General features: G+C 72.2%; 17 protein-coding genes. 12 read left to right on the forward strand and 5 right to left on the reverse strand.

What is annotated here, in order from left to right; all coding sequences use genetic code 11:
* Window positions 1-68 precede the first annotated feature (68 nt).
* From AB0J66_RS16460 to AB0J66_RS16470, 3 genes are read left to right on the forward strand one after another with little or no spacing between them, the layout of a single operon-like run.
* Window positions 69-968, forward strand: coding sequence for a hypothetical protein (locus tag AB0J66_RS16460; protein WP_364660631.1), 900 nt, complete (start codon window positions 69-71; stop codon window positions 966-968).
* Between the two features lie 10 nt (window positions 969-978).
* Window positions 979-2,133 (forward strand): histidine kinase, encoded by a 1,155-nt coding sequence (locus tag AB0J66_RS16465; protein ID WP_364660634.1) that lies wholly within the window; start codon window positions 979-981, stop codon window positions 2,131-2,133.
* Window positions 2,130-2,756 carry a response regulator transcription factor gene (locus AB0J66_RS16470; RefSeq protein WP_364660637.1) on the forward strand — a complete coding sequence of 209 codons (627 nt, stop codon included), beginning with the start codon at window positions 2,130-2,132 and terminating at the stop codon, window positions 2,754-2,756. The genes AB0J66_RS16465 and AB0J66_RS16470 overlap by 4 nt, the downstream gene beginning before the upstream one ends.
* A 100-nt stretch (window positions 2,757-2,856) precedes the next feature.
* Here the strand turns inward: AB0J66_RS16470 and AB0J66_RS16475 are convergent, their stop codons facing one another.
* On the reverse strand, window positions 2,857-2,979 hold the full coding sequence (locus AB0J66_RS16475; RefSeq protein ID WP_127501833.1) for a ribosomal protein bL36: 123 nt from the start codon (window positions 2,977-2,979) through the stop codon (window positions 2,857-2,859).
* A 174-nt stretch (window positions 2,980-3,153) separates the two neighbouring features.
* Here AB0J66_RS16475 and AB0J66_RS16480 point away from each other — a divergent pair, with 174 nt between their 5' ends.
* The gene (locus AB0J66_RS16480) at window positions 3,154-4,806 is read left to right on the forward strand and encodes a S8 family serine peptidase (protein ID WP_364660640.1); all 1,653 of its coding nucleotides are present in this window, start codon (window positions 3,154-3,156) and stop codon (window positions 4,804-4,806) included.
* Window positions 4,807-7,177: 2,371 nt separating this feature from the next.
* Here AB0J66_RS16480 and AB0J66_RS16485 read toward each other — a convergent pair.
* Entirely contained in the window at window positions 7,178-7,648 is a 471-nt protein-coding gene (locus AB0J66_RS16485; protein WP_364660643.1) for an NAD(P)H-dependent oxidoreductase, read from the reverse strand.
* Window positions 7,649-7,838: 190 nt separating this feature from the next.
* Complete coding sequence (locus AB0J66_RS16490; protein ID WP_364660645.1) at window positions 7,839-8,348, reverse strand: flavin reductase family protein; 510 nt, start codon at window positions 8,346-8,348, stop codon at window positions 7,839-7,841.
* Between the two features lie 208 nt (window positions 8,349-8,556).
* Here AB0J66_RS16490 and AB0J66_RS16495 point away from each other — a divergent pair, with 208 nt between their 5' ends.
* The 4 genes from AB0J66_RS16495 to AB0J66_RS16510 all read left to right on the forward strand — a co-directional run bounded on the left by AB0J66_RS16495 (window position 8,557) and on the right by AB0J66_RS16510 (window position 13,066).
* Window positions 8,557-10,746, forward strand: coding sequence for a molybdopterin-dependent oxidoreductase (locus tag AB0J66_RS16495; protein ID WP_364660648.1), 2,190 nt, complete (start codon window positions 8,557-8,559; stop codon window positions 10,744-10,746).
* Window positions 10,743-11,162: a cupin domain-containing protein gene (locus AB0J66_RS16500; protein WP_364660651.1), complete on the forward strand. Its 420-nt coding sequence runs from the start codon at window positions 10,743-10,745 to the stop codon at window positions 11,160-11,162. The genes AB0J66_RS16495 and AB0J66_RS16500 overlap by 4 nt, the downstream gene beginning before the upstream one ends.
* A 72-nt stretch (window positions 11,163-11,234) precedes the next feature.
* A complete protein-coding gene (locus AB0J66_RS16505; RefSeq protein ID WP_364660653.1) occupies window positions 11,235-11,744 on the forward strand; it encodes a winged helix-turn-helix domain-containing protein in 510 nt (169 codons plus the stop codon).
* Window positions 11,745-11,758: 14 nt separating this feature from the next.
* The gene (locus AB0J66_RS16510; protein ID WP_364660656.1) at window positions 11,759-13,066 is read left to right on the forward strand and encodes an FAD/NAD(P)-binding protein; all 1,308 of its coding nucleotides are present in this window, start codon (window positions 11,759-11,761) and stop codon (window positions 13,064-13,066) included.
* Here AB0J66_RS16510 and AB0J66_RS16515 read toward each other — a convergent pair.
* Entirely contained in the window at window positions 13,023-14,156 is a 1,134-nt protein-coding gene (locus AB0J66_RS16515; protein WP_364660659.1) for an FAD-dependent monooxygenase, read from the reverse strand. The two genes, AB0J66_RS16510 and AB0J66_RS16515, sit on opposite strands and share 44 nt — an antisense overlap.
* A gap of 41 nt (window positions 14,157-14,197) precedes the next feature.
* Between AB0J66_RS16515 and AB0J66_RS16520 the strand changes: the two genes are divergently transcribed.
* The 4 genes from AB0J66_RS16520 to prfH all read left to right on the forward strand — a co-directional run bounded on the left by AB0J66_RS16520 (window position 14,198) and on the right by prfH (window position 17,622).
* A complete protein-coding gene (locus tag AB0J66_RS16520) occupies window positions 14,198-14,914 on the forward strand; it encodes a carbon-nitrogen hydrolase family protein (protein WP_364660662.1) in 717 nt (238 codons plus the stop codon).
* 247 nt (window positions 14,915-15,161) lie between these two features.
* Window positions 15,162-15,800: a hypothetical protein gene (locus AB0J66_RS16525; protein ID WP_364660665.1), complete on the forward strand. Its 639-nt coding sequence runs from the start codon at window positions 15,162-15,164 to the stop codon at window positions 15,798-15,800.
* Window positions 15,801-15,901: 101 nt separating this feature from the next.
* Window positions 15,902-17,020 carry an RNA ligase RtcB family protein gene (locus AB0J66_RS16530; RefSeq protein WP_364661196.1) on the forward strand — a complete coding sequence of 373 codons (1,119 nt, stop codon included), beginning with the start codon at window positions 15,902-15,904 and terminating at the stop codon, window positions 17,018-17,020.
* Window positions 17,017-17,622, forward strand: coding sequence for a peptide chain release factor H (gene prfH, locus AB0J66_RS16535; RefSeq protein ID WP_364660667.1), 606 nt, complete (start codon window positions 17,017-17,019; stop codon window positions 17,620-17,622). Before AB0J66_RS16530 ends, prfH begins: the two co-directional genes overlap by 4 nt.
* On the opposite strand, the gene AB0J66_RS16540 is transcribed toward prfH, so the two are convergent.
* Window positions 17,619-19,007 (reverse strand): MFS transporter, encoded by a 1,389-nt coding sequence (locus tag AB0J66_RS16540; protein ID WP_364660670.1) that lies wholly within the window; start codon window positions 19,005-19,007, stop codon window positions 17,619-17,621. The genes prfH and AB0J66_RS16540 overlap by 4 nt on opposite strands.
* Between the last annotated feature and the right edge of the window lie 37 nt (window positions 19,008-19,044).

Consider the following 19,044-nt stretch of genomic DNA (forward strand, 5'->3'; position numbering starts at 1 on the left):
CGACCCGGGGCCACCACTCGGCCCGCGGACGGAAGAGACGCCGGTCGAAGCCCGCAAGGCTGCGAAGCATGACTATCACCGCGCTCCGCCCCGACGTCCGGCACTGGCACCGCCCGCTGCTGGCGCTCACCGCCGCGATGACCGTGCTGGTGCTCGTCACGCTGGTGGGGCTCGTCCTCGACGACCGCGCCCTGCTCGGCGCCAACGTCTGGTCGAAGCCGTTCAAGTTCTCGGTCAGCATCGCCGTCTACGGCTTCACCCTGGCCTGGATCCTCTCGGTCCTCCCCCGCCGCAGCCGCCTCGCCGAGTGGTCGGCCACCGTCATCGTGGCCGCCCTGGTCGTCGAGATCGCGGTCATCACGTTCCAGGCCGCCCGCGGGCACCGGAGCCACTACAACGACACGACCCCGTTCGACAGCACGCTCTGGTCGATGATGAGCGCGTCCATCATGGTGTTGTTCGTCGCGCATCTGGTGTTCGCCGTGGTCGCCCTGCGGCAGCGCATCCCGGACAAGGTCGCGGCCTACGGCATCGGCCTGGGCCTGGGCCTGGCCGTGCTGGGCTTCCTGGCCGCGGTGCCGATGGTCATGCCGATGGACACCGGGATCGCCGGAGTCAGCGGCGCCCACGCGGTCGGCGTGCCCGACGGCGGGCCGGGCCTGCCGCTGACCGGGTGGAGCACCACCGGCGGTGACCTGCGCATCGGCCACTTCGTCGGGATGCACGGCCTGCAGGCCCTGCCGCTGCTCGCCTTCCTGCTGGGCCACTCCCGGCTCGCGACCCGGCAGCGCCTCCGCCTGCTGCTGATCGCGGCCACCGCGTACGGCCTGATGACCTTGACCTTGACCTGGCAGGCCCTGCGCGGCCAGCCGCTGCTGTCCCCGGACGCGCTGACCCTGGCCGCCGTGGGGATCTTGATCGGCGGGACGGCCCTCGCGGTCACCGCGGTCGTCCGGAAGGGCGCTTAGGCTGACCGGCATGGGCTGGGTGGAGCGTCTCTTCGACCGGCGGGACATGTGGCTCCGGCTGGTCCTGCTCGACCTGAGCGGGATCGGTTACCTGTTCTTCAACACGACCGGCAAGCCGACCGTGGCGCAACTGGTGCTGGCCTTCGCTGCTTTCGCCGCGATCCTGGCGTTGCTCCGATGGCCGCTGATCAGCCTGCTGACGCAGACCGGCCTGCTCGTCGCCGCCTTCCTGGTCACCGACGATCCGACGATCAACGTGGTCGGCGCCGGCTGGGCCCTGGCCGAGCTGGTCGCCTGGAGCGCCCGGCCCCGGACGTACTGGCTCGGCGCCGGACTCGTGCTCGCCGTCCACCTGGCGGCCGGCGACGAGGGCTGGGTGACCCTGCTCGTCGCGACCGGGGTGCCGCTGCTGCTCGGGCTGGTCGTGCGCGCGAGCCACGAGCTGGGCGAGCAGGGCCGCCGCCGGATGGCCGAGGAGCAGCTCCGGCGCGAGTCGGAGGCGCGGGCCGACCGGGCCGACGAGCGCAGCGCCATCGCCCGCGAGCTGCACGACGTCGTGGCCCATCACGTCGCCTCGATGGTGCTGCGGGTCGGCGTGGCCCGCCACGTCGTGCCCGACCTCGACCCGCGGATCGCCGCGGTCCTCAACGACGTCCACGGCACGGGCACGACCGCCCTGGCTGATCTGCGTCGCCTGGTCGCGGTCCTGCGAGACCCTTCGGCGGTACGCGGTGACGCGGCGTTCACGGCCATCGACCCCGGGTCGCTGCCCGCCGCGCTGGGAGCGGCCGTGGATCGGGCCCGCCGGACCGGCCTCACCGTGGAAGCCGACATCGACCCGGCGGTGGGCGGCCTCGATGCCGTCCGCGCGATGGCCGTGCTCCGGCTGACCCAGGAGGCGCTGACCAACGTGGCCAAACACGCCGGCACCGGAGCCGTGGCCCGGCTGCGCGTGAGCGTCGAGGAGGAGAACGTGACCTGGGAAGTGACCGACGAGGGCGGCACCCCGCCGGCCCCGGCCCCACCCGGCGGCGGCCACGGCCTGACCGGCATGCGCGAGCGCGTCGCGGTGCTCGGCGGCGAGTTGCACGCGGGCCCGGTGGGCGCGGGCTGGCGGGTACGGGCCGTGCTGCCGGCCCACGAGCACGAGGGAGCGCCGGCGTGATCCGGGTGCTGCTGGTCGACGATCAGCAACTCATCCGGGCCGGACTGCGGATGCTCTGCGACGCCGAGAACGACCTGGAGGTGGTCGGCGAGGCTGGGGACGGCCGGGAGGCGATCACGCTGGCCGAGCGGCTGACGCCGGACGTCGTGGTGATGGATCTGCGCATGCCCGGGGTGGACGGGATCAGCGCCACCAGCCGCATCCTGGCCGGGCGGCCGGCCACCCGGATCCTGGTGCTGACCACCTTCGGCGACGACGACCATCTGTACCCGGCGCTGACCGCGGGCGCGGCCGGGTTCCTGCTCAAGGACGCGCCCCCGGCCGAGCTGCTGGACGGGATCAGACGGGTCGCGGCCGGGGACAGCCCGTTCAGCCAGGACATCTTGCAGCGCCTCGTGCGCCGGGCGGTCACCGCGAGCACCGAGCGGCCCAGGCCGGTCGAGGGGCTCACCGCGCGCGAGCAGGACGTCCTGCGCCTGGTCGGTGAGGGGCTGTCCAACGCCGAGATCGGCGAGCGCCTGCACATCGGGGTGACGACCGTGAAGACGCACATCACGGCGCTGATGGCCAAGACGGGCAGCCCCAATCGCGTACGGCTGGCCCTGGCTGCTCTGAAGCAGTGACCAACAGAAAGGCCGAAGATCCGTGGCGGCGGATCTCCGGCCCTGCTCTGCTCGGCCTCACGGCTACGGCCAAGCTATACGATCATCGCAACCCGCGGGCTCAGCCCTGGCGGCCGTTCCAGCGGGGGTTCTTCTTGTTGATCACAACCTGGCGGCCGCGGCGACGGGTGACGACGCTGCCGGGCTTGCTCTTGAGCGAGCGCAGCGAGTTGCGGACCTTCATGGGAGCTCCCTCTTTCCGCGCCGGCCTTGCGGTTCGCCGGGCGCGATGGGAGTAACGCCGGACCCGGCCGCCCTATTTCCATTTACGGACCGACCGGTCCGCTGATCTGGTTGCCGTCTCGGAGTGATCCTCCGGCGGCCGTCAACCGGGCCGTCCGGCGGCCGATGGACCGGCATGCGCAAGCGAACCCTCGGGACCCTGGTCACCGCCGCCGTCGTCGCCGTCTCCGGCCCGGCCGTCCCCGCCCTGGCCACCACTCCCGAAGGATCGGTCATCGGGGCCGGCGCCCCGAACGCGATCCCCGGCCGCTACATCGTCACGCTCGACCGGAACGCCCCCAAGGGCGACGTCGCGGCGATGGCGGCCGGCCGCGGCGGCGTCTTCGTGGCCGAGATGAGCGCCCGGCAGGCCCGCCGGCTCGCCGCCGACCCCGAGGTCCGCACCGTCGAGCAGGACCGGATGCTGCACCTCGAGGGCACGCAGCGCAACCCCGGCTGGGGTCTCGACCGCATCGACCAGCGGGTGACCAAGCCGTCCAAGAGCTTCACGCCGACCGACGACGGGAGCGCGGTCCACGCGTACGTCATCGACACCGGCATCCGGATCACCCACTCCGAGTTCGCCGGCGGCCGGGCCACCTACGGCTACGACGCCGTCGACGGCGACACCTTCGCCGCCGACTGCAACGGTCACGGCACGCACGTGGCCGGCACGATCGGCGGTACGCGTTTCGGCGTGGCCAAGAAGGTGCGCATCGTCGCCGTCCGGGTCCTCGACTGCGCCGGCGAGGGCTCGCTCTCCCAGGTCATCGAGGGCGTCGACTGGGTCACGGCCAACGCGGTCAAGCCGGCCGTGGCCAACATGAGCATGGGCGGCGCCTACAGCCCGGCCCTCGAGGCCAGCATCCAGGCGTCGATCAACTCCGGCGTGACGTACGTGGTGGCGGCCGGCAACGAGGACGCCAACGCCACCAACACCAGCCCGGCCGGTCTGCCCGCCGCCATCACCGTGGGCGCCACCGACAGCAGGGACCGCCGGGCCGGCTTCTCCAACTTCGGCCCGTCGCTCGACCTGTTCGCGCCCGGGGTCGGCATCCGCTCCTCGTACGCCTCGAGCAACTCCGCCAGCGCCGTCCTCGACGGCACGTCGATGGCCTCCCCGCACGCGGCCGGCGCGGCCGCGCTGGCCCTGGACGCCAACCCCGGGATGAGCCCGGCCCAGGTCCGCAACTACCTGGTCACCTACTCGACCAAGAACAAGGTGACCGACGCCCACGGCTCCCCCAACCGCCTGCTCTTCGTCCCCAAGCCCCCGGCCAAGCCGTCGATCAAGTCGAGCAGCGTCGTCGTCGCGGCCAACCGCCCTGCCAAGATCACGCTGACCGCCACCCGCAAGGGCACCTGGTCGATCACCGCGGGCCGCCTGCCCACCGGCCTCAAGCTCTCCGCCGCCGGCGCCATCACCGGCACCCCCACCGGCCGCGGCACGGCCAAGGTCACCGTCAAATTCACCGACTTCGTGCCGTACGCAGTGACGCGCACCCTGTCGGTGACCATCCGCAACACCGTCCCGGTCATCAACCCGATCGTGATGCCCCCGGCCGCCGTAGGCGCCGACTACAGCGCCGCCCTGACCATCGCCGACGGCCGCGCCGGCGCCTGGTCGGTCTCCGCCGGATCTCTCCCGGCCGGCCTGTCCCTGCTGCCGACCGGCGTCATCCAGGGCGTCCCGGCCACCGCCGGCCCCGGCACCTTCACGGCCGCCTTCACCGACGGCTGGGGCAACAAGGTGATCCGCACCTACACCATCGAGGTCGCCGACCAGTAGCCCAACCGCTCAGCGGGGCGCCAGTCAATCGACCGGCGCCCCGCCGCCGTTTGCCAACGACCCGCCCCCGCATCCGCCCCACCCCGCGTATGCGCGCTCATGAAGCGACGCTGAGCCTGCTGGCGCGCGAATCCGCCGCATTGAGCGCGCTCAGTTCGCGGCCGGACTCCTTTCTCGGAAATGCTTGTGCCGATCCATTCGGGAGTACGCGCTCGCCCGCTCGGGAAAGAAATTCCGGTCCGGTCGCGGCGCGCTTCTTCGGGTGCCAAGAAGGTGCCCCGTTTCGGCGCACCGGCGGCCGTCCGGCCGGCTGTTCATTGCGAATTTCCGTCGGCCGGGTCGGGCCCGCTTGGAGGAATGAGCGGTCTCGCCGCGCGCCCTCGCTACGGCGGCGGATCGGGTCGCTGCCCAGGCCTGATGCTCGCGAACGAGCGGCTGGGCGTAGCTGGACGTAGCCGCCGGGGCACCCGCACCGGCGACAGACTCGGCGCACGCGGCCGGGGCCGGCTCCGCTTTGATCGATGCCGTCGCGCCGGGTGAGGGATCGGGCGCTGCTGAGTGCATCGCGCCCGGCGGGTGGGTACAGGGTCGGGCGCCGCTGGTTCCATCGCGCCCGGCGGGTGGGGTGCACGGTCGGGCCCTCGCCGGCCCCACCACGGCTGGCGCGCGGGGCACCCGGTCGGGCACCGCCGGCTCCACCACGGCCAGCGCGCGGGGCACCCGGCCAGCCACCGCCGGCTCCACCACGGCCAGCGCGCGGGGCACCCGGCCAGCCACCGCCGGCCCCACCACGGCCAGCGCGCGGGGCACCCGGCCAGCCACCGCCGGCCCCACCACGGCCAGCGCGCGGGGCACCCGGTCAGCCACCGCCGGTTCCACTGCGGCCAGCACATCGTGTGCAGTCTCGGATACTGCCGTTCCCACGCTGTCCAGCGGGCGGTGCGCGCTCTTGGATCTGGCCGGATGCACCGTCATCGTCCGGTGAGCCGCCGGCTCAACCACGGCCCGCCCGATCGCGGCCGGTCCGTGGGGCGCAGGCTCGGGTATCGCCGTTTCGATCACTACCGGCGCGGTCGATGCCAATGCGGATGAGGCCGGCTCGGATGATGCTGGTGGGGATGCCGCCGGCCGGGACGCGGCGTGATCCGGGGCAAACGGCGCCCGCCTGGCGGTCATGGTCACCGCAACCGGCGCGGCGGCGCTCGCCGCGCCGTGCGTCGGCTGTGGCATCCGCCGTTCACGAGCGCACCGCTCGAACTCGGCCCGGGCCGCCTCCACGGATCCGAACTCGCGGCGCAGCTTCTCGTTGTGCCGCTGAGCAAGCCCCCAATCACGGCGTTTCTTCTGAGCACGCCGGAATTCATCACGCGAGGGAGAATAATTCTTCGCCTTGGTACGATCACGCATCGCTGCCGTCTCGGCCCGGCTGATTAAACTGATCTGCCCTCGCATGCAAGAATTGTCCCGCATCCGATCGGCCGGCGCCATTATAGGATCATGCCAGTCTCGAAAAATTTCCCGTTTCCGGCTCGCGCCCTTTCAGCATATCGCCATTCGCGATGAAGGATTATCGCGTCAACGCTCAAGTGCACGGATCTGCCGCGACCAGCGCGTCAGGCGAAGCTGACCGCGCGGGCCGACCTAGGGCTCGGCGCTCAGTAGTCAACTATCCAAGCCGCCGAGAGTTGCCCCGGCGCTGTATCGCAGGACCGGCGGCGGGCGGTTTCGGACGTGCGATGTCGGGCGGGCGGGCCTTGGCGCGGGTCTTGGCGCGGGCCTGGTCGATGGCGACCGGTGAGTTGCCCGGCCGGCGACGCGAGTCGGTGAGGGCAGGGACTCGAGGGCGCTGGCCGACCCGTCCCGTTCGACGACCGGGGGCACGGCATCGACGAACGGGACGGGGGCCGGGTGCGGTGTGTTGCCCGGCTCGGCCGGGCGGGGCGGATGCCCTGTCCGAGCCGTCTTCGACATTACGACCGGCACCTTTCAGCGACCTAGAATCCAGCTGGGTAAAAGCTGAAAATCTTTCACAGCGACCGATCCCGCGTGTGGGCGTCTCGCCGCGCCGCCTCGCCGTTTTTGCACCGCGGTCCCGCTTGCTCACGCCGCGTTGGTAGCGCCGTGGTGGTCGCGCTTCGAGGCGCTGCATGGGTCGCACCTCCTCGCGCGGCGTCGGTGCCGACGCGCGGGTGGCACTTCGAGCCGCGGGGTTGGTGCCGACGCACGAGTAGCACGCCGAGCCGCGGGGTTGGTGCCGACGCACGAGTAGCACGCCGAGCCGCCGGGTTGGTCCTGCTTCGCGCGTCGCGACACCGCGGCCTCCCGCGCCGCGGTGTCTGTGGCTTCTTCGCGGCGCGGGATCGTGGGCTTCTCAGGCGGCGAAGCCGGCGGCGTATTTCTCGGCGATGGCGGGGGTCTCCGGGAGGTCGGACTCGACCACCGGGAGGCCGGCCGCGACGTCTGCGCCGAGTTCGGTGAGCAGTTGGCGCAGCAGGGCCTCGGCGGCGGCCGCCTGGGGGGCGATGCCGGCGGTGACCACCGGCACGGCGCGCTTGCCGGCCAGGGCCTGGGCCGGCAGGTTGTCGAGCAGAACCTTGAGCACGCCGGTATAGCTGCCCTTGTAGGTCGGGGTGGCGATCACCAGCACCTCGGCCCCCTTGATGGCCTCGAGGGCGGCGGCGGTCGCCTCGTCCCCGGGTGTCAGCAGCCCAGCCCCGAGCGCGCCGACCTCGATGACCGCCGGCTGCTCGGCGCCGGCCAGGGCGGCGCCGACGGCGCTCGCGAGCACCGAGGTGCGCGAGCCGGGGCGGGGGTTGCCGGACACGACGACGATTCGACTCATGACTCTCCCGATGTGAGCGGTTGGTTGGGGCGGAAAGCGAGCGGCGGCATGGTGCCGGCGCAACGGTACTCAGGCGAAGCGCCAGCCGGAGCCCGCGACGGGCGAGGGGCGGAAGGGTCGAGCTGCGCGACAGGCGAGGGCGCGGCGTGCAGGCAGCCCGACGGTCGAGCTTGGTGATCGCCGGGCGAGGCTAGGCGGCGCGGCCGAGCTGGGTGTAGCGGCCGTCGTGGTAGACGAGGGGGGTGGCGGTGTGGTCCTCGTGGTGCCAGCCGTGTTCGGGGGTGGCCAGGACGATGGTGTGGTCGCCGGCCTCGACGCGTTGTTCGACGCGGCAGACGATGCGGGCCAGGACGCCGTCGAGCAGGGGGACGCCGCCGGGGCCGGGCTCCCAGGCGCCGTGGGTGGCGAAGCGGTCGATGTTCTTGGTGGAGAAGGTGCGGGCCACCTGCTCCTGCTCCTGGGTCAGCACGTGCACGGCGACCACGTCCGAGGCGGCGACCGCGGGCCAGGCCGAGGCGGTGTGGGCCAGGCAGAACGACACCAGCGGCGGGTCGAGGGAGACTGAGGTGAACGAGGTGGCGGTGAATCCGGCGGGGGCCTGGCCGGGCGCGCCGGGCGCGGTGATGACCACGACGGCAGCGGCGTGGCGGCGCAGGAGGGCCCGGAAGAGATCGGCGTCCACGAGGGAACTGACGGTCACGGTTGTCTCCTAAGAACGTCGCGCCCACCATTTGAGATAGGGGAGGCGCATGACCCCACCGTGCGTCCCGGCTCCCGTAGATGTCAATGCTCTTCCCATATCCTAGTAAACCTAGGGGGGATGGTTGACATGAAGGTGTTGCGGCCCGCAAGGTGGTCCCATGTCCGCTCCCCCGATTTCTGTCGTACGGCAGTGGCATCGTGGTCGCGTGGCAGCCAAGTCGAACAGTTCGCATTGGGGGGCCTTCCGAGTGGAGGCCGACGGCACCGTCACGCCGCGATCCGGTGACCCCCGTCCCTCGCCCCTGCTCGGCAACATCCAGGACGCCCAGCGGCACCGGGCCCGGGTCGCCCGCCCGTCGGTCCGCCGCCGCTCGCAGGGCCGCGGCTACGACGCGTACGACGAAGTGGCCTGGGACGTGGCCCTTGACCTGGTGGCCGAGGCGCTGCGCGACACCCGCGAGCGGCACGGCGACAACGCGATCTTCGCCGGGTCGTACGGATGGGGCAGCGCCGGCCGTTTCCATCACGCGCAGTCGCAGCTGCACCGGTTCCTCGCGCTCGGCGGCGGCTACACGAGATCGCGCAACACCTACAGCTTCGGCGCCTCCGAGGTCGTTCTGCCGCACATCGTCGGCCAGCGCGGCGCAGCCCGGGTGATCTCGCAGGGCACCGACTGGCCGGTGATCGCCGAGCACACCGACCTGATCGTGGCCTTCGGCGGGCTGCGGGCCGCGACCACGGAGGTGACTCCGGGCGGTCGCGCCACCCATGATTTCGCCGGCCACCTGGCCGCGGCCAAGGCCCACATCGTCTCGGTCTCGCCCCTGCGCGACGACCTGACCAGTGACAACGGCGAGTGGCTGGCGATCCGGCCCGGCACCGACGTGGCGCTGATGTTCGCCCTGGCCCACCAGATCGCCGCGGACGGGCGGGCCGACCTCGACTTCCTGGATCGCTTCACGGTCGGCGGCGACAAGTTCCTGGCGGCGGTACGCGACTGGCCACCGGCCCGGGCCGCGGAGATCTGCGGCGTGCCCGAGGCGGCCGTCGTCGACCTGGCCCGGCGGATGACCGCGGGCCGCACCTTCATCACCGTCAGCTGGTCGCTGCAGCGGGCGCGGTACGGCGAGCAGCCGCTCTGGGCCGGTCTCGCGCTGGCCGCGGTGCTCGGGCAGATCGGCCTGCCGGGCGGCGGCTTCGGCCACGGTTACGGGTCGTCCGGCAACACCGGGGGCGGCCAGCTGCCGTACGGCCTGCCGGCCTTTCCCCAGGTGATGAACCCGGTGCCCGACTTCATCCCGGTCGCCAAGATCTCCGACTTGCTGCTGGGGCCGGGCGAGCAGTTCGAGTACGACGGCGGCACGTACACGTTCCCGGACATCAAGCTCGTCTACTGGGCCGGCGGCAACCCGTTCCACCACCATCAGGACCTCACGCGGCTGCGCCGGGCGTTCCAGCGGCCCGAGACGGTGATCGTGCAGGAGCCGTTCTGGACGGCCACCGCCCGCCACGCCGACATCGTGCTGCCGGTGACCACCACGCTCGAGCGCGACGACGTCGGGGCCAGTCACGGCGACACCCATCTGATCGCCATGCAGGCCGCCGCCGCGCCGTTCGCCGAGGCCCGCGACGAGTACGACATCTTCGCCGATCTCGCCGCTCGGCTCGGCTACGCCGAGGCCTTCACCCAGGGCCGGTCCAGCCGGGAGTGGCTGCGCCAGATGTACGAGCGGTGGCGCGCCGAGCCGAAGAAGCCGTTCGACGAGTTCTGGGCCGACGGCGAGATGGAGTTGCCGGGGCGGCGCGATGACACCGTGCTGTTCGCCGACTTCCGGGCCGGCCGGCCGCTGGACACGCCGAGCGGGCGCATCGAGCTCTATTCGGCGACCGTGGCCGGGTTCGGCTACCCCGAGTGCCCGGGCTACCCGATCTTCGAAAGCGGGGCGGGCGGCGGAGCGTACGACCTGGTGTTGATCTGCAATCAGCCCCGCACGCGCCTGCACTCCCAGCTCGACATGGGCGGTTTCTCGCAGGCCGCGAAGCGGTCCGGCCGCGAGCCGGTGCGGCTGCACCCGGCCGACGCGGCCGCCCGGGGGATCGCCGACGGCGACATCGTGCGCCTGCACAACGATCACGGCAGCGTGCTGGCCGGGGCCGTGCTCAGCGACGAGTGCCGTCCGGGGGTGGCCCAGCTGTCGACCGGCGCCTGGTTCGACCCGTCGGCGCCGGAGGTCGCGACCTGCGTGCACGGCAACCCGAACGCGCTGACCGAGGACGCCGGGACCTCCCGGCTGGCCCAGGGCTGCACCGGCCAGGTGACCTCGGTGCAGATCAGCCGGTACGACGGGCCGGTGCCGCCGGTCCGTGCCTACGACCCGCCGCTGGAGGCCTCGTGACCGACCAGTTCCACCGGAAGCTGCACCATGTCGTGCCGTCCGGGCTGTCCGGCGACACCGCGCAGACCACCGGCATGCGCCGGGTCGAGGCGATCAGCGGCAAGACCGTGGGCAGCTCGGCGCTGTGGATGGGCGAGACCCACGTCTCGGCCGCCACCGCGAGTGACAACCATCACCACGGTGAGTCGGAGACCGCGATTTACGTGGTGAAGGGCAACCCGGTCTTCGTCTTCTTCGACGAGCAGACGGGCGCGGAGAAAAGGCTGGAGACGAAGCCGGGTGACTACGTCTTCGTCCCGCCCTGGGTACCGCACCGCGAGGAGAACCCGGACCCGGCGAACGAGGCGGTGGTGGTGATCGCCCGCACCACGCAGGAGGCGATCGTTGTGAACCTGCCCTCTCTGCGCGTGTTTTAGCCTATCGAACAGATAGGAAATGTATTATTCCAGCGGCCCACCGGCCGCTACACACCCCCGAGGAGGACCCACATGTCCGCGCTCGCCGTAGCCCACCCGTCCGTGCCGCGCTCCCGCATCACCCGCCTGCGGCCGGTGCCCGACATCGCCGAGCCACCGGTCACGGTGACCATCAGCATCGCCGGGGGCGCCGGGGCCGGCCGCGACCGGGTCCTGGCCGCCCTACGCGACCTGGTCGACGCGGCCGGCTCGGTCGTCGAGGTGGCCGTCGAGCCCGTCGCCGGTGGGGACGCGCTGCGCCTCGACCCCCAGGCACGCACGGCGACCCGCGACGGCCAGCCGCTCGACCTGAGCCGCCTCGAGTACGACCTGCTGCTGTTCCTGGCCCAGCACCCGCGCCAGGTCTTCAGCCGCAGCCAGCTGCTGGCCCAGGTCTGGGGCCACACCCACACCACCAACCGCACGGTCGACGTCCACGTCAGCCGGTTGCGCACCAAACTGTCCGACCCGGAGGTCGTCACCACGGTCTACGGCCTCGGATACCGTCTGGCCGACGACGCCGCTGTCGTCGTGTCCTCCTGATCGGGGTTCCCTACATGGTTAACCGGACCGTTGCGGTCGTCGGCGGCGGCTGCGCCGGCGTGCTGGCCACCCGGGAGCTGCTGCGCGGCGGCGACGACCGGGTGGTGCTGATCGAGCCGGACGAGCCGGGCGGCGGCCTGGCCTACGGCTCGGCCCGGCCGTGGCATCTGCTCAACTCGCGGGCCGGCGCCATGAGCGCCGACCCCGACGATCTCGGGCATTTCACCCGCTGGTCCGGCGGCGCCGCGGACGACTTCCGTCCCCGTACGGAGTACGGCCGCTACCTGCGGTCGGTCTTCGACTCCACTGCCGCTGCTCATAACGACCGGTTCTCTCACCTGCAGGCCCGGGCCCGCCGGCTCGTCTCCGGCGGGCTGGAGCTCGACGACGGCTCGACCGTCCGCGCCGACGACATCGTGGTGGCCACCGGCAACCCGGCCCCGGCCCAGCCGGCGGCCCGCCCCGACCACCCCGACTACATCGCCGACCCGTGGGCGCCCGGCGTGCTCGACGCCATCCCCACCGACGTACCCGTCATGCTGGTCGGGGCCGGGCTCACCGCGATCGACGTGGCGCTGACGCTGACCGCCGACCGTGACCGCGACGCCCCGATCACCGCGGTCAGCCGGCGCGGGCAGCTCCCGCTGACCCACACCGCGGTCGCCGCGCCGCCGGTCGGGCTCGCCCTCGACGACTGCACCACCCTGCGCGACGTCGTCCGCGCCGTGCGGGCCGAGGCGGCCCGGGCCGGTGACTGGCGCGCCGTGGTCGACGGCCTTCGCCCGTACCTCGACCAGCTCTGGACCGCCCTGACCCCCGACGAGCAGGACGCGTTCCTGCGCCACCTGGCCCGCCCGTGGGAGTGTCACCGCCACCGGATGGCCCCGTCGGTCGGGGCCCGCGTGGCCGAGCTGCGGGCCGAGGGGCGCCTGGAGGTCCGCGCCGGTGGCATCCGCTCGATGACGGCCCCGCCCGCCGGTGGCCTGCTGGTCGAGCTGGAGGCCGGCGTCCAGTGGTTCGGCGCCGTCATCAACTGCGCCGGGCCCGGTCGTCTCCCGGCCGCGGCCGGCTCCTTCGTGGGCGGGCTGCTCGACGCCGGGCAGGCCCGGGTCGGCCCGCACGGATTGGGCCTCGACATCGACGACGCCGGCCACCTGATCGGCGCCGACGGGCAGACCCGGGACAACCTGTGGCTGATCGGGCCGCTGCGCCGCGGCGCCCGGTGGGAGACCACGGCCGTGCCGGAGATCCGCGCCCAGGCCCGGAGCCTTTCCGTCTCTAGATCTCTGGCAGCGTCCGGTCGGTCTCCGCAACCTGTGTGAGCTTGGCGGTCAGCGGGGCCAGCAGCGACGAGGTGATCGCCTTGTCCAGCAGGCCCCGCACGGCCAGGCCGAAGCGGCTCTGTGGATAGGCGAAGTGCTCAAGGCCCGGCGGCAGCTTCTGCACGTCGTCGACGAGCGGGCGCATCCATTTCTCGTACCGGTCGAGGTTGTCGGCGAAAGCGGCCAGAACGTAGCCGCTGGTGAGGGCGAGAGACGCGCCGCCGCCACCCATCGGGGTGACGCACCAGGCGGCGTCGCCGGCCAGCACGACCCGGCCGCGGTGCCAGGTGCTCATCCGGATCTGGGTGAGGTGGTCGATGTAGACGTCGTCCGACGCGTCGAAGCCGTCCAGGATCCGGGGCGCCTCCCAGCCGGCGTCGCGGTACCGCTCCCGCAGCCGGGCCAGGGCCTCACGCCGGTCGAGCCCGGTCAGGTCGTCGCCGCGGGCGTAGGACAGGATCGCCCGGGTCGTGCCGTGGTTGTCCGGCCGCAGGTGGACCTGGCGCCCGCCGACGGCGTTGTACCAGCGCCAGCGGTCGTCGTCGGCCGGCGTGCGCGGGATGGTGCCGAAGACCATCGTGATGCCCAGCTCCTTGCGGTCGACGGCGTCGCCGAACAGGCGGTCGCGGGTGGCGGAGCGTACGCCCTCGGCGATGACCACCAGGTCGGCCTCGATCCGCCGGCCGTTGGCCGTGGTGACGAACTCGTCCTCGATCGTGTCGCCGTAGATGATCTCGACGCCCTCGGGCAGGTGGTCGAGGATCGTGCGGGCCAAATCGCCGCGCAGCACCTCCAGCTCGGCCGTGGCCCCGTCCGGCCCGTCGGAGGGCAGCTCGGCCCGCACCTTGCCGTTCGCGTCGACCAGGACCGTACCGGTCTCAGTCGTGTTCTGCGCCTTGACCGCGTCGAACAGGCCCATCCGGTCGAGCACCTCACGGGCCACCCCGCGCACGTCGACGTTCTGACCACCGTCGCGGAACTCCGGCGTCCGCTCCAGGACGGTCACCTCCCAGCCGGTCCGCCGGAGCCAGAAGGCGGCCGACAACCCGGCGATGCTGGCCCCGGAGATCACTGCGCGTCGTGCGGTCATGGCCGCTTCCTTTCCCAGGGCGGCCCGGACAAACTTGCCGGATGCGGATCGCGGCCTGCCAGACCCCGGAGATCCTCGGCGACGTGCCGGCGGCACTCGACTGCATCAAGCAGTTCGCCGCGGCCACGGACGCCGACCTGCTGCTCTTCCCGGAGGGGTTCCTGCAGGGCTATCTGGTCACCGACGAGCATGTACGCCGGCACGCGCTGGCCCTGGACTCGCCGTCGTTCACCGCCGTGCTGGCCCGGCTGGCCCCGCTGCGGCCGACGCTGGTCTTCGGCGTCCTCGAACGGTCCTTCCACAACACGGCCGTGGTGGTCCGCGACGGCCGGCTGCTCGGCGCGTACCGCAAGACCCACCTGGTCCCGGGCGAGGCGATCTTCACCGCCGGCCGCGACTACCCGGTCTTCGACCTCGACGGCGTCCGCTTCGGCATCAACATCTGCTACGACACCCGCTTCCCGGCCGCCGCCGCGGCCGTCGCCGCCCAGGGCGCGCAGGTCCTGCTCGTCTGCTCGCAGAACATGATGCGCCGCCCCGCCGCCGAACACTGGAAGGACCGCCACAACGCCATCCGCGCCCAGCGAGCCCGCGAAACCGGCCTGTGGATCATCTCCGCCGACGTCACCGGCGAGCGCGACCCCGACCGCGTCGGCTGGGGCCCGACCAGCATCCTGGATCCGGCCGGCGACCTGGTCGCTCAGGTCCCCTCGATGACCACCGGCTTCGTCGTCGCCGACGTTCCGTCTACTGACTGATTCCCGCTGACGCCGTAACGCCGCGGAGAATCGTCAGCACCCCCGCCGAGGGCTTCTTGACGATGTCGGCCGGCGGTGCGAGCAGCGGTGGCGTCGTTCCGTATCCGCTCAGGCCGATCACCCAGGAGTCACCGGAGCCCGGGCTGGCCAAGGACAGTAAGGCGATCCGGTCCTGTGCGTCGAGGGTGGCCCGGAACGGCATCTCACTGCCGGTTCGTAGAGGAACCGCGCCGTAGGATCGTGCGCCGTGCGTACTACTGGGCCGGCCCCGTTCGACGTTGCCGGCGAAATGCCCGAGCTGGCGCCGTACGCGCGGACGGCGGTTCGGTTGCATCCGCGGCGTGGGGAACCGGCGGCCGGCCAGAGCTCGATGGGTGGGCCGCTGCTGTGGCCCGTGGACGAAGCGTGGCCCGCCTGCGACGGACCGGGGGCGTACGACCACTTCGACGGGTCGCCGGGTGAGGACGGGGTTCCGCTCGTGCCGGTGCTGCAGCTGCTGGCCGAGGACGTTCCCGAGCTGCCGTTCCCGGAGGCGACCGGCTGGCCGTACGAGGACGAGCTGGGCGTCGTCCCGGGGACCAAGGTCGGCGGATATCCGGGCTGGACGCAGGGGCCTGAGTGGCCGGAGTGCCGGTGCGGCCGGACGAGGGACCATCTACTCACCGTTGCCAGCTGGGAGTTCAGCCGCGGCGACGACCGGCGGTGGATTCCGCTGGAGGACCGTCCCGCGATGGCGGGCTGGGGCTTCGACGCGCCGGACGATCATCCGTGGCGGGCCGTGCAGAATCCGGCCGGGCTGATGCTGGGCGACGCGGGCGGCATCTCCCTGTTCGAGTGCCGGGCGTGCCCGGAGCGGCCGTTCGGCTACCGGTTCGACTGCTCCTGAGGAAAATCGTTTGTCAGCGCAGCCCCGCTACGAAACAGTTAGCCCATGACGTACTGACGAAGCACCGACGCTCCGGCCGCGCATTCCGCAGGCGGCCGTCCATTCCGGTCCCCTTCGTCGTCGTCTTCGAAAGAGCGTTTGTTTTGGCCGCAACTGTTGCTGTTTTCGCTTCTCCGTCGAGCTGGGTCGAGTCTGATGCGCTCGACCAGTGTCACCAGGTGGCCGCCCTCCCAGGCATGCGTCACGTGGCCGGCATGCCTGATCTGCATCCCGGTAAGGGCGCGCCGATCGGCGCGGCCATGCTGTCGAGCGTTCTCTACCCGTTCCTGGTCGGCTCGGACATCGGCTGCGGTATTGCCGTCTTCCCGATCCGGCTCAAGCGGGCCGTTCCCGAGAAACTCGCCCTGAAGTTTCCCGATCTCGACTACTCCCCCGGGCCCGACGACCCCGCCTGGTCGTACGTCGAGTCGGAGATCCCGGCCGGCCACGACGAGCACCTGGGCACCGTCGGCCGGGGGAACCATTTCGTCGAGCTGGCGCGCGTGGATTCCGTACCGTCGCCTCGCCCCGGTCTTGACCGCGGCGACCTGGTCCTCATCGTCCACAGTGGGTCGCGCGGTCTCGGTGAGCGCATCCTGCGCGCGCACACCGAGGTCCACGGCGCCGGCCCGGCCGAGGATCCGGCCGCCTATCTCGCCGACCACGACGACGCCGTCCGCTGGGGTTCGCTCAACCGCCGGCTGATGGCGGCCCGGGTTGCTCTCGCCCTGGGCGCGACCCCGCAGGAGCCGATCGTCGACGAGTGCCACAACTCGGTCGAGGTTCGCGACGGCGCCTACCTGCACCGCAAGGGGGCCGCCGCCGGTGACGACCGGGAGGTGCTGATCGCCGGCACCCGCGGCACCCCGTCCTATCTGGTGGCCGCCCACGCCGGGGCCGAGGCCAACTTCTCGGTGGCGCACGGCGCGGGCCGCAAGATGTCCCGCTCGGATGCCCTGCGCCGCGGCAAGGCCAAGCACACCGTCGAGGAGCTCCGCCGCACCCCGCTCGGCTCCGTCGTCGTCTGCGGCGACCGCCAGCTGCTGTTCGAGGAGGCCCCCACCGCCTACAAGCGCATCGAGCAGGTGATCGCCGACCTGACCGGGCACCACCTGGCCACCCCGGTCGCCGTCACGGTTCCCCTCGTCACTTACAAGTCCGCCGCCCGGCGCCGCTCATGACCGTTCATCTGATGCTCTCCGCGGGGCGGGGACCGATCGAGTGCTCCTGGGCCGTCGCGCGTCTGCTGCCCCGGCTGGAGGCGGACGCCAAACGGCACGGCGTGCGCAGCGAGCACGTCTCGTCCGTGGCCGGCGACCGTGCGGGCACCCTGCGCTCGGCGGTGATCCGGCTGTCGGGTGACGACGCCGGTACGTTCGCCGCCGGCTGGACCGGGACGCTGTGCTGGCAGGCGCCCAGTCCGTTCCGTTCCACCAGCCGCAAGAACTGGTATGTCATCGCGCAGCCGTGCGAGCTCGACACCCAGCGGACCCCGTTCTCCGAGTCGGACGTCGACATCGTGGGCGTCCGCACCGGCGGGCCCGGCGGCCAGCACCGGAACAAGGCGAGCACCGCCGTCCGCGCCACCCATCGCCCCTCCGGCCTGGTGGTGGTCGTCGACACCGAGCGCCAGTTCACCCTCAACCGCAGCCTCGCCCTGCGCCAGCTCCGCGACCGCCTGCAGCGCACCGACCAGGCCACCGCCCGCGCGGCCGAGACCACTCGCTGGCAGATCCACGACGACCTGATCCGCGGCAACCCCGTCCGCACCGAACGCCCCTAGTGGGCGTTCTCGGCGCGGGCGTGCTTGGGCAGCAGGAACACGAGCAGGAAGGCGACCGTGATCGGCAGCAGGCACGCCCAGGACGTCACCCGGAGGGCGTCGGCGGCCGGGTGGTGCTTGAGCACCGCCAGGAAGACCGTGCCGAGGACGGCGATGCCGAGGGCGGTGGCCAGCTGCTGGGCCGCCTCCATGACGCCCGAGGCGGAGCCGACCTCGTTCATGCTGACCGCGGCCAGGATGAACTGGATGATCTGGCCGAGGACCGTGCCGACACCGACGCCGATCAGCAGCAGGCCGGGGACCAGGGTCCAGATGGAGCCGCCGGTGAGCAGGGCCAGGGTGACGGCCCCGGCCCCGACGGCGGCGATGCCCACGTGCAGCAGGTGGCGGCCGAGCTTCTTGACCAGCGCGCCCGAGACGACCATGCCGCCGATCATGCCGATGACCATGGGGGTCAGGGAGAGCCCGGCCCGCACGGGTGACCAGCCCTGGCCGAGCTGGCCGTAGAGGGAGACGCAGAGCAGCAGGCCGCCGAAGGCGCTGAACAGGGCCAGCATGACCGCGACGCCGCTGAGGTACATGCGGTTGGCGAACAGGGACGGCTCGATGAGCGCGTTGGTGTGGCGGCGGCGCTCGTAGCGGACGAACACGTACAGCAGGACGGCGCCCACCGCGAGCAGGGCGAACGTCCAGGCCGGCCAGCCCGCGCCCTCGCCCTGGATGAGCGGGAAGACCACGGCGACCAGGGCCGCGCCGATCAGCCAGATACCGCCGACGTCGAGTTTGAGACCGGGGTGGCTGATCCCGCGGGGCAGCGAGCGCAGCGCGAACGGCAGCGCGATCAGCCCGAGGGGCACGTTGATCAGGAAGACCATCCGCCAGCCGGTGCCCCAGAAGTCGGCGTCGATGAGCACGCCGGCCAGGATGGGCGCGCCGAGCATGGCCAGGCCGGTGGCCGGGCCGAACAGGCGGGTGGCCTGGCCGAGCTCCTCGTCGTCGAAGACCTCCTTCAGCATGCCGAAGCCCTGCGGGATCATCAGCGCGCCGAAGCCGCCCTGCAGCGCCCGGAACAGGATGAGCATGCCCATGTCCTGACCCAGGGCGCAGGCGGCCGAGAAGAGGGTGAAGCCGGCCAGGCCGAGCAGGAACATCCGGCGGCGGCCGAAGATGTCGCCGAGCCGGGCGCCCGCGATGAGCAGGACCGCGAAGGTCAGCGTGTAGGCCGCGCCGAGCCACTGGATGCTGCTGGCGCTGCCGCCGAGCTCGCGCTGGATGGACGGCCCGGCCACGTTGACGATCGTGGCGTCGAGCAGGTCCATGGTGTTGGCCGCGAGCACGACGATCGCCACGGTCCAGCGGACGCTGCGGTAGTCGGTGAGGGTCATACGCGTCTCCCATCAGGTCGAACGCCGTTCGTAACAA

It is taken from the genome of Actinoplanes sp. NPDC049598 (assembly GCF_040675435.1).
In the GTDB taxonomy this organism is placed as follows: Bacteria; Actinomycetota; Actinomycetes; order Mycobacteriales; family Micromonosporaceae; genus Actinoplanes.